Annotated in this window: 12 protein-coding genes; 3 read left to right on the top strand and 9 right to left on the bottom strand. The window is 55.2% G+C overall.

The annotated features are described in order from the left end of the window. Positions 1-72: 72 nt before the first annotated feature. The 7 genes from G491_RS0105280 to G491_RS0105250 all read right to left on the bottom strand — a co-directional run bounded on the left by G491_RS0105280 (position 73) and on the right by G491_RS0105250 (position 9,936). Complete coding sequence (locus G491_RS0105280; protein ID WP_028313839.1) at positions 73-2,310, bottom strand: molybdopterin-containing oxidoreductase family protein; 2,238 nt, start codon at positions 2,308-2,310, stop codon at positions 73-75. Positions 2,311-2,344: 34 nt separating this feature from the next. Further along, positions 2,345-2,974 carry a TetR/AcrR family transcriptional regulator gene (locus G491_RS0105275; RefSeq protein WP_169829389.1) on the bottom strand — a complete coding sequence of 210 codons (630 nt, stop codon included), beginning with the start codon at positions 2,972-2,974 and terminating at the stop codon, positions 2,345-2,347. A 47-nt stretch (positions 2,975-3,021) separates the two neighbouring features. Continuing rightward, entirely contained in the window at positions 3,022-3,402 is a 381-nt protein-coding gene (locus tag G491_RS0105270) for a DUF4870 domain-containing protein (RefSeq protein ID WP_051327050.1), read from the bottom strand. 87 nt (positions 3,403-3,489) lie between these two features. Continuing rightward, positions 3,490-5,541, bottom strand: a complete 2,052-nt coding sequence (locus G491_RS33395; RefSeq protein WP_051327049.1) for a hybrid sensor histidine kinase/response regulator — start codon at positions 5,539-5,541, stop codon at positions 3,490-3,492. A 22-nt stretch (positions 5,542-5,563) separates the two neighbouring features. After that, positions 5,564-6,409 carry a pyridoxamine 5'-phosphate oxidase family protein gene (locus tag G491_RS0105260; protein ID WP_028313836.1) on the bottom strand — a complete coding sequence of 282 codons (846 nt, stop codon included), beginning with the start codon at positions 6,407-6,409 and terminating at the stop codon, positions 5,564-5,566. A 40-nt stretch (positions 6,410-6,449) separates the two neighbouring features. Then, entirely contained in the window at positions 6,450-7,403 is a 954-nt protein-coding gene (locus G491_RS29505; RefSeq protein WP_051327048.1) for a glycyl-radical enzyme activating protein, read from the bottom strand. Positions 7,404-7,419: 16 nt separating this feature from the next. After that, a complete protein-coding gene (locus G491_RS0105250; protein ID WP_028313835.1) occupies positions 7,420-9,936 on the bottom strand; it encodes a pyruvate formate lyase family protein in 2,517 nt (838 codons plus the stop codon). Positions 9,937-10,197: 261 nt separating this feature from the next. On the opposite strand from G491_RS0105250, the gene G491_RS0105245 reads away from it, so the two are divergent. Further along, entirely contained in the window at positions 10,198-10,575 is a 378-nt protein-coding gene (locus tag G491_RS0105245; protein WP_028313834.1) for a response regulator, read from the top strand. Between the two features lie 120 nt (positions 10,576-10,695). Here the strand turns inward: G491_RS0105245 and G491_RS0105240 are convergent, their stop codons facing one another. Next, complete coding sequence (locus tag G491_RS0105240; protein WP_028313833.1) at positions 10,696-12,198, bottom strand: hypothetical protein; 1,503 nt, start codon at positions 12,196-12,198, stop codon at positions 10,696-10,698. 502 nt (positions 12,199-12,700) lie between these two features. Between G491_RS0105240 and G491_RS0105230 the strand changes: the two genes are divergently transcribed. Continuing rightward, entirely contained in the window at positions 12,701-13,858 is a 1,158-nt protein-coding gene (locus G491_RS0105230; RefSeq protein WP_028313832.1) for a hypothetical protein, read from the top strand. 237 nt (positions 13,859-14,095) lie between these two features. Here G491_RS0105230 and G491_RS0105225 read toward each other — a convergent pair whose 3' ends face one another. After that, complete coding sequence (locus tag G491_RS0105225) at positions 14,096-15,085, bottom strand: GlxA family transcriptional regulator (RefSeq protein WP_028313831.1); 990 nt, start codon at positions 15,083-15,085, stop codon at positions 14,096-14,098. A gap of 194 nt (positions 15,086-15,279) precedes the next feature. Between G491_RS0105225 and G491_RS0105220 the strand changes: the two genes are divergently transcribed. Next, positions 15,280-16,338 carry an ATP-binding protein gene (locus G491_RS0105220; RefSeq protein WP_028313830.1) on the top strand — a complete coding sequence of 353 codons (1,059 nt, stop codon included), beginning with the start codon at positions 15,280-15,282 and terminating at the stop codon, positions 16,336-16,338. Positions 16,339-16,347 lie beyond the last annotated feature (9 nt).

Below are 16,347 nucleotides of genomic sequence, written 5' to 3'. Positions count from 1 at the left end.
GCGCGACGGGAATCGAACGGGAGAGGTGCTTGCCCTTCTCCCGTATAAATCGCTTTTCAAGCCGGCGATTGTTTAGACTGCTTCCACCCTGCACGGCACAAACCGGTGAATGGGGGTGCCCAAGGTACTGCGATGGGTGTTTTTAGTCAAATGATTTACATTCAGGCCGTATACTTCATCCCCATACTGCAGGCCGAAGCCGTGGGGGATCAACACCGTACCCTCGCGGATCTGGTCGCTTGTCTGCAACTCCCCTTGGGCCGAACCCGCTTCGGTGAACACTTCCACCTGCTGGCCGTCCTTCAGGCCCAGCGCCTCCGCCTGGCTGGGATGCACAGCCACGGTGCAGGCGCGTTTGCCTTTGTTCCATTCGGGATTGCGCATGAGGGTGTTGATGTTGTAGTCCATATGCCTTCCCGCATGGAGAATCAAGGGGAAGCTCTTGGGCATGACCATGTCTACGGATTCGGACTTTGCATCCAGGGCTTTGACGCCTTCCTCCAGTTCAGGGATGACAACCTCCACCTTGCCCGAAGGGGTTTTGATCTGGCTCAAATTCTCGTCAGGATCCACTATTCCCACCCAAAGGCCCTGAGGATTATCCATCAATGCCTGGAAGATCCGGTCTCCCATGTCCAGGCCCGGCTCGAATCCGGCCCGGGCGGCGTTTTCCCTGAACGCCTTGGGCGCGGTCATGAACAATCCCCAAATAGCGGCCAGCGCCGCGGAATCCCATTCCTCGCCCAATGTCTTGGCCAGCACCAGGGGCATGACCTTCATGGCGTCGGGATTCGCGCCTGCAAACTCCATGAGTTTGGCGCCGAAGGTCAGGCGGTCTCCTTTGGCGGCTTCTTTCAACTCCTGGGGAATTTCAGGAGTCAGGCCCATTTTGTCGGCCAGCATGGTGGTGATCTGGGAGGACTCGCGGCAAAGGGGCGGGGGCTCCACAATGGGCTTGCGAATCTGAAAAAACACCTCCGGAAAATTGTTGGGAAAAAATGTGCCGTCGTAGGACTCGTAAAAGGTCCGGCAGGGCAGCACGTAGTCCGCCAGCCGGGCTGTTTCGGTCATGGCGATATCGTTGACCACCAGCAAATCCACCTTGCTGAAAGCCTCTTCATAAGCCTGGGAGTCCGGGTAGGAGCGTAGCGGATTGACGGCGCTCACGTACACGGCGCGCAGTTTCCGGGGATTATCCGAAAGAATCTCCTCAGGCATGACAGCCGGAGGAAAGGAGCCCGCAGCAACCGGAGGCATGTCCGTGGCCATGGTGCGCCACGTCTTGGGGTCCCGTTCATCGGCATGAAATCCCATGGGAACCACGAATCCTGGGATGACGTTTCCGCCGCGTACGCAAAAGCGTCCGCAAATGGCGGCCAGAACATTGAGCAGATACAGGCTGTATACGCCTTTGCGGCCCATGTACAAGCCCAGGTCCGGGTGCACGCACCATTTTTTAGTCGCCAGGATGCGGCAGAATTCCAGGATCTGGCCCAAATCCAGTTCACAGGCTGCGATGGCCGACTTGTAGTCAAACCCCTCAAACCAGGATTTTATCGCGTTCCAGCCTTCCACGTTGGCCTGGATGTATTCGGCCTTCTCCCAGCCCTTTTCCACAATAATGGCGATCATGGCCTTTAACAGCAAGGCGTCCGAGCCGGGACGAACCGCCACGTGCATGTTGGCGATGGCCGCGGTTTCGCTCTTGCGCGGGTCCACGGCAATGAGCATTTTATCCAGGGCTTTGGAAATGGCGCGCAGGGTCTTCCTGGCCTGGGGCATTTGGTGGCTCATCATGCCGTTCCAGCCCCAGGCGATCAAAACCTCGGCGGCGTGCTCGTCAGGAGCGGCCACGTTGTACTGCTTGCCCAGCATGCGCCCGAACAGCCACCACGAGTCGGAAAACTCCTGCCCGGCCGAGGAGTAATAGTACCTGGACCCAAGATTCCGCAGCCAGGTCAGGCCGAAGGTGGCTTCCAGGTGCCCGCCCTGGGCGCTGCCGCCCATATAGGCCAGAGCCCTGGGACCGTGCTCCTTGTGAATGGCCTGCATCTTTTCGGCGATTTCGCTGATGGCCTGGTCCCACGCGACGGGCTCGAACTTGCCGTTAACCTTTTTCAAGGGCTCGGTCAGGCGATCCTTGGGGTATTGATGATAACGCACGTTCAACCCCTTGCGGCAGGCGTAGCCCTCGCTCCGGGGATTGTCCTTGTCCGGCCTGGACTTGACAATCTTGCCGTCTTCCACCAGCAATTCCAGTCCGCAGTTTTGCGCGCAAAGCACGCATCCCGATTTATGCCATTGCCCCATGATCGCCCTCCTTAAAAATGCGAGGTTATAGGTTTTACAACGGTTGCCTGTTTTGCAGAAGCTGCTCAAATACAATGCGTTTGAACACTTGAATGGATTCGCCGTTTTTCATGACCTTGGTCTGAAGCAGGGTCCCCTGCCACGCGCTGATGATAAAGTGCGCTGTGGCCTCCACGGACAGATCCTCCGGGACCTCCCGGGCCTTGACCGCCTCTTCCAACACTTTGGCGATTCCCCGGCGCATCTGCTCCAGAATTTTTTCCAGCTTTTCCCGGAACGGATCGCTCTGGTCGCTCATTTCCAGGCACAGGTTGCCCACCGGGCAGCCGCCCGTGTAGTTCATGCGCTCAAAGTTGTCTTCATAAGCCTGGAAGAAGTTCTTCAGCCGTTCCAGAGGCGTGTATGACTTGTCGTACAAAGCGGCGATGCCCACGGACGCGGCCCAGACGGCCATATAATCCAGAAGTTCCAGGCCGAAATCCTCTTTGCTGGGGAAGTAATGGTAGAAGGATCCCTTGGGGACTTTGGCGGCCTTGAGGATTTCGCCGATGCCGGTATGGTTGAATCCCTTTTGGTAGACCAGTCTGGCGCCGTGCTGGAGGATTTTTTCTTTGGTTTCGTTTTTCATGAGGCTATTATTAGTAGACCGGTCGTCTCCTGTCAAGAAGAATCTCCCCAGCCCATGGAAAACGCCTTTTGCGGCGGAATGTGTTACTTGATAAACCGGATGGTCAGAGGATACGTGTAGCCCGCGCCGTCGGCGGCTTTCACCGTTGCGATGATGCAGACCACCAGCACGAAGATAGCCAGCACAGGCGCGATGACAAAGCCTATCAGCACAAAACAGAGCAGGCCGGTCACCCAGGTGTAGATGGTGGTGCAGATCTGGAAGTTCAAGGCCTCTTTGCCTTCCTGGTCGATAAAGGGATGGGATTCTTTTTTGATCAGCCAAAGCACTAAGGGAACCAGGATGTTTGCAATGGATGGAAGAGCCAGCAGACCGAGCAGGCCTCCTATATGGCAAAGGGCCGCCCAGCGGCGGGCGTTCTGGTCCGGGGCTTGGTTTTCATTGGGCGTATGTTCTATTTGCATGCTGCTTTCCCTTTTTAGATGGCGTTTGGTCGTATATGGGCAAACATGCCATCATTGTGCGAGAAATGCAACCAAGCCTTATAAAACCTAATCCTTTTTCATTTTGGCCTTATCCAGAACCCGTCTGACGATGCCGGCGACCCGGTTGCGCGCCATGGGCTTCATGAGGAAGGCGGCCACGCCCAGAGCCTCGGCCTGCTCCTGGGAAATATGCTCGGAGAACCCCGTGCACAGAATGACGGGCGTGTCCGGGCTTTTTTGCATGATTTCCACGGCCAATTGGTCTCCCGTCATGAGGGGCATGGTCATGTCCGTAATGACAAGGTCGTATTTTTTCGGGTTTTTGTAAAAGGCTTCCAAACCGTCTATGCCGCTGTCGTACGGATCTACCCGGTATCCCTGCCGCTCCAGCATTTGCTGGGTCATGTGAAGAATCTGTTGATCGTCCTCCACCAGGAGGATGCTTTCTCCGCCTCTGGGGGCCGGCCCGTGGAATTCCGGGATGGATATGACCGGGGCTTTGTCCGTGGACGGAAAATACAGGTCAAAGGTGGAGCCTCTTCCCGGAATGCTGGTGACGTTGATAAACCCGTTCACTTTGGTGACGATGGCTAGGGTGAGGGCGAGCCCCATGCCGGTGCCCTCCCCCACTCCCTTGGTGGTGAAGTAAGGCTCGAATATCCTGTCCCGTATCCCTTCGTCTATTCCTTGGCCCTGGTCCGAAACGCTGATTTTGACATATCCGCCGGGCGGCATGTTTGGGACGGGCGCATCCTGGTCTTGCTTTATTTCCACGAAGCCCAGGGTGATGTCCAGGATTCCTCCCGTGTCCCGCATGGAGTGGTAGGCGTTGGTGCACAAGTTCATGACCACATGGTGGATTTGGGCTGCATCCGCCAGGATGGCCGGGATGTTCGGGGCCAGGCTTTGCTCCACCTTGATGGTGGAGGGCACGGCCGCGGAAATGAGCTTGATGACCTCCTTCATGATGGGGTTCAGGTCCAGGGCCTCCAGCTTTTCCTCGGAGCGGCGGGAGTAGGTCAGAATCTGGTACACCAGCTCCCTGGCTCTGTCCGCTGCGTACAGCACTTCCTGAAGGCTTTCATGGGCTGGGCTGTCTTCGGGAATGTCTTCTATGGCCATTTCGGTATATCCCACGATGGGATACAAAACATTGTTGAGATTATGGGCGATTCCGCCGGCCAGGGTGCCGATGGCCTCCAGCTTTTGGGAGTGCTCCAGCTGTTCCTCCAGGCGCCTTTTATCCTGCTGCGCCCTGACGTAATCCGTGATGTCCCGGAACGTTCCTCGTATTCCGGTCACCTTGCCGTCCACTTCGGTGGGGCGGCTTGAGGTGCGTATCCAGTGGGATTGTCCGTCCGGGCCGATAATTTCATACTCGGAGCTAAGGTTCTTGCCGGCGTCCAGCTTGGCCATATTTTCTAAATACGCCTTTTTTTGATGCTCGGGCATGAACTCATGGAGATACTTGCCGACCAGGTCGTCAGGATCCACGCCCAAAACATTTTTCACGACAGGGCTCATATAGGTGCATAGCCCCTCCCGGTCCAGGGCGAAAAGCACGTCATTGATGTTCTCCACCAGATCCCGGTATTTTTCTTCGCTTTCCTTATGGGCTTGCTCCGCTTTTTTCTGTTCTGTGACGTCGATGATAATGCCGTTGGCGTACATAGCCTCGCCTTCGGCGTCCTGGCTTCCGGTCCCCAGAACCTGGATCCATCGCCATTGTTCGGTGGGGGCGTGAAAGTACCGGATGGTTTCATCCAGTTTCAGGGTCTGAAAAGCCTCCATATTGGCCCGGATGATGCGTTCAAAGTCGTCCGGATGGGCTTTTTCAAACCACAAATGCACCTGGGTGGGGTCTTCCACTCCCAGGATGTCTTTCATGGACGGACTGACAAAAACCACTTCCACGCCGTAGGGGCTGTTATCGTCCCGAACCAGCCTGTACACGGCGAAGTTTTTTGCGTTGGTCATGAAGGCGCGAAGGTGTCCTTCGGTTTCCATGAGCCAGTGGGCGTATTCCGGAGTAATGTCCCCGGATTTTTTGTCCTCTTCGGCTTTACGCAGCATTTGGAGGAAGTTCATGGGCTGCTGATTGTCATTTTCCGTATTCATTCATGATCTCCGAATCGGTCGATCAGAACTCCGTTACAGGTTTCAATTCCGGTTCCGGATATATTTGCCCGGCCACGGGCGGCATGGAATTGTAAACCCAGTTAATATCCATCATGCCGATTGTCATCCCCCTTTTGCGAAAATAACCCCGGAAGAAGCCGCGCACCAGAATGTCCTCCATTTTCATGGTCAAACCGAACACGGCGGCGTTTTGGCCTTTTTCCAGGGATTTCAATTGAGAGGAATAAGCTAAGGGAGAAAATACAAGCCGGCTGTCCGAAGGCGCCGTGCATTGCAGGACGGGTACGATCACAGGGAAACCGTCCTCGCCCACCCAGGAGATGAATTTCATGGCGTCCAGGCGGTTAAAAAGTTTTTTACCCCAGGGCTTTAGCACGCCTTTTTCCTTGGAGGCCGCGCCGGACTTGCCGGTCAGGCGCGTGGCGGCCATGGCCGCTCCCAGACGCAATAAAGGCAGACCCACGGGGCCCTGCTTTTCCACCAGATCCAGATAATGCACCGTGTGAATGCCGAAATAGGCGTTATAACGGAACATGGGCTTTTCGTTGAACATCTCGAATTCCGGCCCCGAGGTTTTGGATTCCTTCCACAACGCCTTGCCCATGCGGATTTTCCGGTCCAGGGTCAGGACCAAAAAGGCCGTGCGCGGATTGGATTTGACGTGGATTTTACTCAACCCCTGGGCGAACTGGCCGAACATGACCTTTTTCGGCCCTCCCGCCTGCAAAGAGGTGATTAACGTGACGTGAGGCAGGCCTTCCGGGTTGACGGTGGCCAACAATCCGATTTTGGTTTCCGGCTCCAAAGCGGCGATATCCGCTTCATTAAAAAAATCGCTTGATTCCATGTCTTCTCCCAAAAACTGGTCTTTTTCCGTTGGTCGTCAATTATTCCCCGGACCGGGTCGCCCCTGTGGCGAACACGATTTCCGGATTGACGCCGGAGTCCTTGGCCGCCGACTCCAGGGCGCTCACTTCTTCCTGCGTCATGAGGGGAATTTCCGCAAAGTCCCATTCTTTGCCGAGACGCGTGTACTTGTCCTTGCAAAGATTGTTGAATGCGCACAACTCCCAGCGGGAAAAGGCCTGTCCTAAATTGTTAGCAAGAAACCTGCCAATATTCACGATATTCTCTTTATTGGCCGTGGCGCCTGGTATCAGGGGCGTGCGAATCCATAATTCCTGTGGATTTTCATGCCGTTTCATATACTCAGCGACAAGCGCAAGGTTTTCCAGAATCTGTTCGTTGGGGGCGCCGGTAAACCGTTTATGTAGAGACGTGTCTGCAAATTTGACGTCAAAAAGCACCATATTGGCAAAAGGCAGAATGCTTTCCAGGGCTGCGGACTTAACCATGCCGCAGGTGTCCAGGGCCGTGTGCAGGCCTTTTTCTTGGCAAATCCGCAGCAGGGACGCCGCAAAATCCGCCTGGAGCGCGGGCTCTCCGCCCGAGATGGTCACCCCGCCGCCGGAGCTGTCAAAATAGGCCCGGTCCTTTTCCAGTTCCGCGGCCAGGTCTTCCAGGGTTCTGTCCTCCCCCAGCATTTCCATGGCCGTGGAGGGGCATTCGTCCGCGCACCTGCCGCACCCTTCGCACAAGCCCCGGTCGATTTGCATGCCCTCCCTGGTCAATTCCAGGGCGTTGTGAGGGCAAACCTCCACGCAGGACCGGCACCCGATGCATCGGGACCCGATCCACTGCACCTGGGGCAGGGCGGAAATGCTCTCCGGGTTGTGGCACCATGTGCAGCTTAAGCTGCATCCTTTTAAAAACACCGTGGTCCGGATTCCCGGACCGTCTTCGGTTGACATCCGTTGAATGGAAAAAATCCTGCCCTGCATCCCCCCTCCGATCCGGCTAAAGGCCTTCGTGCGACAATCTGGCAATCACCTCGTCCTGCAACTCCTTGCCGATGCTTGTAAAATAGGCGTTGTAGCCGGTTATGCGCACCAAAAGATGGCGGTAGTCGGCCGGGTTCTTCTGGGCGTCGCGCAGCATGTCCGCGTCCAGCATGTTGATCTGGAGGGCCGTGCCTCCGTTTTGCACATAGCCCTTAAGATAGGCCTTGAACTTCTCTTTGTGCAGCGGGTCCGCCAGGATGGAGGGGTTGAAGGTGATGGTGTGGCTGGCGCCGTTGGGCAGGCTGTTCAAATAATCGCCGAAATCGCCTTTGCCCGGCTTGCGGCCGCCCAGGACCTTGCCCACGGAGTTGGCGTTGGACGTGGGGCCGTTGATGTCCGCGCCGTTGGTAGGGCAGATGGCGTTGGACAAAAACTGGCCCTGGGGCCTGCCGTCCGGGCTGGCATGCAGGATGTAGCCGTCGCCCACCCAGTAGTTCCACGAAAGCATGCCCGGCCTGGCCTGCCTGCCTGTGGATTTTGTTTTGTATTTCCAGGTTTCCTCGGTCCACAGGTCCATGACCTTGCGGGCCATTTCGTCGGCTTCGTCGTCGTCCCGTCCGTATTTGGGCGCTTTGAACTTGGCCCGGGCCATGAGGATGTCGTGGCCCTTCCAGTTATCCTTCAATGCCTGGATCAACTCGGCCATGGTGCAGATTTTTTCGTCAAAGACAAGATACTTGACCGCCAGCAGCGAGTCCACGGTGGTGGCGAAGGTGACGGCTTCGATGGTCACGAAGCTCAGTTCGGCCCCGCCCTGGGTGACGTCCTTGCCTTTTTCGGCGCAGCCTTTGACCAGGCACGATAAATAAGGCGTGGGATGGTAGGCCGCCCGCACGCTTTCGCTGGTCTCATAGAGGTCCATGGCCTTTTTGATGATATGCCGGGTCTGCTTGGCGAAGGCGGCGAAAAACTCCTCGAACACCGTGAACTCCGTGGGATCGCCCGTGGGAATTCCGCTGGCGTCAATGGGGTATTCCTTGCCCATGATGGTGTCTTTATAAGGCGAAAGATCGGCGCCGCCCGTCAGGGAGAACTCCACGGCCTTCAGCAAGTTCAGGTTGATGTCCACCGTGCCCGAGCGATCGTTGCCCACCATGGTGTTTTCCAGGCAGCCCACGGGAGCGTACTGCCACACGTTGGATTCGTTGATCAGATCCTGGCGTCCGGCTTTTTCCGCCTCCCGCATCATGCCGGCCATGGAGCGTTCGTCAAAATTCAAAAGAAAAGGCGCGCCCTGGCTTTCGGCGATCATGTCGATAATATGATCGTAAAGCTCCTCCGGCGTGTTGGCGTGAAGCCGGACATTGGGCTTGGGCTCCAGGATGGGCGACATTTCGTCGATGACCTCCAGAAACACGTAAGTGAGGTCGTTGGTCAGGTCGGTACCATCAGGCCCCATGCCCGAGAGGGTGATCAACTGGCCGTAGCCGGCGGTTATGCCGCCGTTGGCGCCCGTGCGGATCATGGCGTCGTAAGCCGTGTTGGCGTGAATCCAGAAGCATTTGAGGATTTCCTTGCCCCACTCCCGATCCATGCCTCGCGCCATGGAGGCCTCCCAATAGGGCAGGAGATATTGATCCACCCGGCCGAACGAAACGCCCGGCCCGGGATAGTTTTCATCGCTCAAAACCAGCATGTGGGTGAGCCACAAGGCCTGGATAGCCTCCCAGAAATCCCGGGGCGGGTTCCAGGGCGTGTGATCCAGGTTGGCGGCCATGCGGGCCAATTCCTCTTTGCGGTCCGGGTCGGACTCCTTTTGCTCCATATCCCGGATGAGGCTTGCGTACCGCGCCGCCAGATCCCTGGGCATGGTCGCGGCGGTCATCATGGCCTTTAGCTGGTTGGCCTGATGCGAGTTCTGGTTTTCCGGGCCAAGGGCGTCAAGGCGCGAGGCAAGATCGTCGTGAACGCCTTTCCAGCCTTTTTTCAGCACATCTTCGTAGCCGGGCACCAAATGCCCGGAGGTGGCGCCGGCGTTTCCGTATCCATGGTCGTGGAACCATTTCATCTCCGCCCGGCTGCCTTTTTTGCCCTGGACGAGTTTCTTGCGGGTCTTGGCCTGTTTTTCGTCCAGGCACATGGAAGTTTGAATGTTGAACCTGCCGCCGGCGATGAGGTCTCCCGGCAGAATTTCTACGGGAAGATGTTTGGTCATCACTTTCTTGACGAACCAGGCCCGCCTCTCCGGCAGGCTCAAGTCCCAAAATTCCCCATTCAGGGGTACTTTCCGGGCAGCCTGGAGGTAGGAGGAGCAAAAGGTCTGCATAAAAGCGTAGGTCTCAGGGACGATGTAGAAACTTAATTCGTCATAAACTTCGTCCCAGGGATCGCCCGTGGTCCAGGCCGTGTATTCGTTGTTCCAGGCCCGTTCGGCCCCTTGAAAATAGTAGTCCCTCAGCCATTCTATGCGCGGAGAAAGCCCTTTGGGCTCCTTAACCGAATGTTCCTTGACTTGGGCGTTTGAACCAGCCATTCCATCCTCCTTTTGAGTCCGTAAAGACGCATGAAACAGACAATTCTCTCGCAGAACAAAGAGTTTTTTTCCGGGAAGGTCGGCCCGGATTGCGGTGAATTGTCCGGGAAAGACAATAGGATGATCCTATGAAAATAGGATAGCACGCCGCCGGGCTGCTATCAAGCGGCCTTTGCCCGGCTGATGAATTAATTCAGCTTTCGGAATGGAATTTGCATATTTTTTAAGCTCCACCCCAAAACTCAGAAAGAAAGGCCGCTCATGTCTCGCATCCTTGTTATTGACGATGACTCTCAGATTCGCAAAATGCTGCGGAAAATGCTGGCCACAGCAGGCTACGCCGTGGCCGAGGCCAGGGACGGCGCTCAGGCCCTGGATATTCAGGCCCGGGAGCCGGCCGACATGATCATCACGGATATCATCATGCCGGTGAAAGGGGGGATAGACACCATCCAGGAGTTTACCGAGAAATATCCCGGAGTGAAGATCATCGCCATGAGCGGCGGCGGCTTTCTGGGCGCCGAAGACCACCTGACCATCCCCCAGCGCATGGGGGTCGTCCATACCTTCGCCAAACCCCTGGAACGGGAAAAAATCCTGTCCGCCGTCAAAGACCTTCTGGATCAGCCCTGCGCCTGATTCCTTGTTCTTCCATCGCTGATTTCTTCAACGCATAAAAAAAACCGCCCCAAAGCCTTGCAGCTTTAGGGCGATTGCGTATTTTAAGATCAGGCCGGCCATGAATCGCCGGATCGATTCTTAATCCTTCAGCGAGTCCACAAAGCAGAAGAAAGGGCCAAACATCCAATTGTGATCGGCATATGCGGGAAGAGGATCTTCCTCCTCTTCTTCCGCGTCGTAGGCGTATTGGTAAATCAGGGGAAATCCGTACAAGCTGCCCCAATATTGCTCCTGGGAAAAATCCTTGGCTCCTCCCATATAGGGCCCCACGGAAACCGCGGCTTTTTTCCCGTCCTTTTCATGAACAACGGCAATGGGGGCGTAAATGGTGTAGGCGCCGTTTTTATAGTTTATGGGGTTCTGGTATTCGTAAGCGAAGATTTTTACCGCACCCATGAAAGTCTGCGTGTTGGAGAGCGTCTGGTCCTCCGCCAGATTAAAGGTATAAGCGCCATCGGGGGGGATGATTACGGAAGCGGAGTCGCTCCCCACCTGGGCGCCGGTTTGATCCGTATACCTCCAATAGGCCTCGCATTCCGCAGAGTCGGGATTCTGGATGGTGATGCTGGTGTTCCAGCCGTCGGCGTTTTTCATGACAAGCGGGATGAGCGGGAGCCAGCTTACGCCCCGCGTCTTGTAGGCATAGTAACTGGAATCGCCGGCGCTAACCACAACCGCGGCCACGTCATCTTGGCCTCGTATATAAGCGCAGGATGCGCCGACGGGGGTTTCAAACCCGAAAACTCCACCGGGCGCAATTTGAACGGTTTCGGATTGGACGAAATTGCCGCTTGGGGAATAAAATTCCATCAGGACGTCCTGGGCTTCCTCCTCCGCGTTTTGCACCCAGGTGGTGGATTCCCAGCCGTCATCCTGCCCGTCGTTGAGTTTGGGGACGTAAAGGTAGGAATCCATGACGCTCACCCCGGCGTAAACCATGCTTTGATTGTCTCCGAAAATCTCAACCGAGGCGACCAAAGGCTCGGTGGCGCTTATGACCGCACTGGCCGTGGTTTGCGGCAGTTCGGACGCCACGTCAGGACGAATCGTCTCTCCCGGCTGCAACTCCGCCGGAGCGATCCATGCGCCCACAGCAACGCCGCCTTCGTTGTAATAGGTGACGGAAACCTGCGCGGCGGAGTTCCCCTTATTCATGATGTCGATGTTCGTCTCATCCTCATCCGTATTGACGACGTAAGGACAAAAAATTCTTGTGTTTTCGTAGTACTCCCCTTTGTAGCAATTGACGCCGCCGTACTCTCCGGGACCCAATGCATGCATGGTCAGGTTAGTGAAATAGGCTCCGATTACGGCGCGGTGGAGGTTGGAATCCTCATCCATGGCCAGATCCGCGAACGGATTGAATAGATACCCGCTTTGCACGGGCGCCTGCGCCGTGGCGCTGACAACCAGGCCGTTGTCAATATCATAGACAAATTCCTCCATCTGGAGCGTTCCGTTGTAAAACTGGTTGCCAACGGCAAGCATGGCCGTGGACGGCTCGTCCAGAGCATAAACCACGCTAATGCCGAGCATTGCGATGAGTGAAAGCGTAAGCAAGTACTTGAGAGTTCTTTTCATGGCCGTCCCCCCCCCCGATGTTTTCTCTTGCGGTCAATTTAGGTTAATTGAAACCGTTTGAGCTGTTGGATTGAGCGCGGATGCAAATTGTATTTTTTCTATTTTGAATACAGTTGTATATCATATAAAATCAATTAATCAAGATGCTTTTAAGAATTAAAATGAAATTTATCGCCACTATCGTCTCTCTATAAAATATGCATCTGCGGCATGGAAATGACGCTCGTCTTAAAAAAATATTAATTTATCATATTATATTGCATATTAATTATTATTTTAATGAATAATTCTTTTAAAACAATGGGGCGGTAAATAGTTCTGTTACTAAATATCTATCTTTAAACATCACAAATTTATTTGTTGTTGGCGCCGATAGGAGTTTTCTACAGAAAATGTTTGTTGTGAACTGTTTGTTGACAAAACATTTTTTATTCGTCTATTTTTTTATCCATTCAAAGGAAACCTTATATTTATAAATTTTACATTGGTTAGGGGGGTAATCGTGGGCCGGAGATTATTGTTTGCAGGCGCTGTTTTTTTGTTGTGCCTGGCGCCGGCTGTTTCGTATTCCGTTTTGGTGGGCGATATTAATAACGACGGAAAAATAGGCCTGGAGGAATCCATATACTCCATGAGGGCCTCGGCCGGCCTGGTCGACCCTATGTCCAACCCCGGCGCCATTTGGGGCGAGTGGTATGTTAAAAGCACCAGCAAGGTGACTTTCAACCCGGATAACACCTATGATATGGGCAGGCTCTGCGGCGGCCTGTATCCCGCCTCCGAAAGAGGCGTGTACACTTACGATCCCCAAACCGGCGCCTTTCACGCGGAAGTGACGGAAGACTCAAACGGGGACTACGGTTTCGGCTCCGGCGCCGGGGCGACTCTGGACGCAACCGTGGAGGCCATCGACTACCAGACCATGAAAATGCTTCTGCCCTATGGCGAGGAAGCCGTTTTTTCCCGCTTGGATCCCGGATATCCCATAGCGGGCGTGTATGACGACTTTTCCGACGGCGAACTCGACGAGACCTTGTGGGAGTGGGGATCAGGGGATGGTTCGGAAACGGGCTATTATTTTACGGAAGCCAATGGGCGTCTGACCCTGGCTTGCACGGACCTGGACGGAATGTATTTGAATCCCAATGCAAGGGGTTATTTGAGCATGTCGGCCAAGATGGCCATCAGCGAGGTCAACGGCAACTCATGGCTGGAAATGGGCGGAAGTTTTTTTACAGAGACAATCACCACATTCGACACACGTATATACGCACAAGCGGGAATTCAGACGGAAAGCAACTCCACCACGGACAACATGGATAGTACGGCCACTCTCCGGGCCGGGGTGTATAGGTCTTTTCCGTACGCTCAATTGCATAAAGTGGATGCGCCCATATCCGGCAAGGATGAATGGCACACCTTAAAGATTACAATAGAGCAGGAATTGGACGGCGGCCAGCCCACCGGCGCCCATTACGTCCGTTTTTACCTGAACGGGGCATTATGGTCCGAGAAATATATGTCCACGGATTACGCCCTGCGTCCGTGCGACAGCTCCACTCGCGACCAGTACGTTACATGGGGGTGCGACGGAATTCCCACGGAGGGTGGAAGCCCCCAAGTGGTCTATCGGATAGACGATTATATCCTGGGGGAATAATAACTTTGCAAGGAAGAATGCAAAGAGGCGAGGCGCGAGGATTGCGTCAGGGTAACCCTGGCAGAGCAGTATCCTGCCAGGGCGCGCAGCGTATGTATTATAACCGCACAAGGCATTGAAACCGAAAATGTTGTTCCAACCGCCGCTTGACCCGAAACCAATATAAAAATGCCGACGTCCCCGAATTAACCCTAATCCCTTCAACTATTGTCCGATTGACATGCCTCAAACGTTTCCTTAAATCGCAAATTTGTCCCTATACTCCCGGGGGGAGAGGGTTGTGTGTTTTTTGAATAAACGCCGGAATGTGCTGGCGTCTTCATAGCCCACCTGGCGGGTGATTTCGTCGATGTTGTCCGTGGTGGTTTCCAGGGCCTTTTTTGCGGCTTCCAGGCGAACTTGCTGGAGGTAATTCAAGGGAGTCTCCTCCACGGCCTGTTTAAAGCGCCGCTTGAAATGCCGGGAGCTCAGCCCCACGTGATCGGCCGCATCCTCCATGGTAACGCCCTCCATAAAATGCTCCTCCATCCACTCCTGGGCGGCTAAAATCGCCTTGTCTCCATGGTTTTTTTTGAAGCTGGCCGTCATGTAGGGCGCCTGGGTGGTGCGGCTGGGATCCACCAGCAGGGCTTTGGAGCAGGCCCGCATCAATTCCGGGGAGCCGAAAAGCTCCATCACGTACAGGCCCAGATTGTATGCGGCCGTCACCGCGCCGGAGCAAATCAGGCCTCCGTCCTCGGTCAGGACCCGCTCGGGCTTGAGCCGCACCTTGGGGAATTGTCGCCGGAACCGGTTGACAAGCTGCCAGTTGGTGGTGGCGATCCTGCCGTCCAAAAGCCCGGTCATGGCCAGGATGAAGGTCCCGGTGCACAAAGCGCCTATCCGGGCGTTGGCCTGATGATGCATGACCAGCCAATCCAGCATATCGCCTATCTGTTCCCGGTCATGCCTCACCCCGAACATATGGGGCGGTATCAGCACCAGATCCGTGCTTTTCACCTCCTCCATGGCCCGATGAGGCGATAATGGAATTCCCCCCTGCGCCGTTATGGGCCTACCGCCGGGCGTGACAATTTCCGTGCGGAAGAAAGCATCCTCCGTCGCGGGAGTTCCTTCCCTCCGGACAAAATGCTTCAACCACTCATTGGCGATGCCAAATGCGTCCATCAGGCTGGATATGCCCGACAGCATGCATTGTTCATAGGCTAAAAAAGCGACGTCCGGCATATGGGGCCTCCGAAAATTTTGAGGTAAAGGCGCGTTTTGCGCGCTATTTGTCATTTATGACACTGCCCCTCAAACCCGTCAAGTGCTATCCCCATAATCAAGCAGGTCGGGCTGATATTAGGCCCGTTTAATTGCTGATCTTTCCGGAGTGACATCAACGCGGCATTTGACCCAAAAAAATAAAGGGAGCGCTCATGACTGACGTATATCAACATTTGGCGAAGCATCTGGATGAACTGCCCGGCGGATTTCCTCCCACGGAAAACGGCGTGGAACTGCGCCTATTAAAGCGTTTTTTCTCGCCTGAAGAGGCGGAAATAGCCGCCTTGTTGACCATGATGCCGGAGACTCCCCAGTCTGTCGCTGAACGCGCCGGGTTGGACGTGGAGGTTTTGGCGCCCAAGCTGGAGGAGATGTCCCTCAATGGGCTGATTTTCCGCGCCGGAAGGGGAGAAAACAGGTCCTATTCGGCGGCCATGTTCATCATGGGAATTTGGGAGTATCATTGCAACGACCTGACCGAGGAGCTTGCCCTGGATTTCAACGAATACCTGCCCCAAATCCATATGAAATCCTGGATGAAAAGCAAGACCAACCACAAGAGGATCGTTCCTGTTTCCAAGGAAATCGTGCCGGAGATGAACATTTTTTCCTACGACGACGCCGAGGCGCTCATCAAAAGCCAGAAAAAGATCGTCCTCGGAACCTGCATCTGCCGCAAGGAGCAGCAGTTGATCGGCAAAGGGTGCTCCGGCCCCTTGGACGTGTGCCTGTTTTTCGGCGCCGGCGCTTATTATTGCGAGGAAAACGGGCTGGGCCGGGACATCCAAACGGAAGAAGCCCTGGACGCCCTGGAGAGAGGCCGGAAAGCCGGGCTGGTGCTGCAGCCCAGCAATTCCCAGAATCCGCTCACCCTGTGCATGTGCTGCGGTTGCTGCTGCCTTTTCCTGAAAAACATCAAGGCCATGGACAAGCCCGGGCAATACGTCCACACCAGCTATTTCGCCCAGGTGGACGACGAGAAATGCATTGCCTGCGGGGCCTGCGCGGAAGCCTGCCATATGGACGCCATTACCGTAGAGGACGCGGCTTTCGTCAACCCGGATCGTTGCATCGGCTGCGGCGTATGCGTTTCCCAATGCCCCTCGGACGCCATGGCCTACCAACAAAAGAAACAGCCGGACCAATACGTTCCGCCCGCAACCGTTGTTGAGACATTCATGAATATGGCGTTGGAGCGCGGAAAAGTGTAAGATGTAAAA

Origin of the sequence: Desulfatibacillum aliphaticivorans DSM 15576 (assembly GCF_000429905.1) — a bacterium.
Lineage (GTDB): Bacteria > Desulfobacterota > Desulfobacteria > Desulfobacterales > Desulfatibacillaceae > Desulfatibacillum > Desulfatibacillum aliphaticivorans.
Note: the sequence above shows the minus strand (reverse complement) of the source record. Positions and strands in the feature narration are given on the sequence as shown.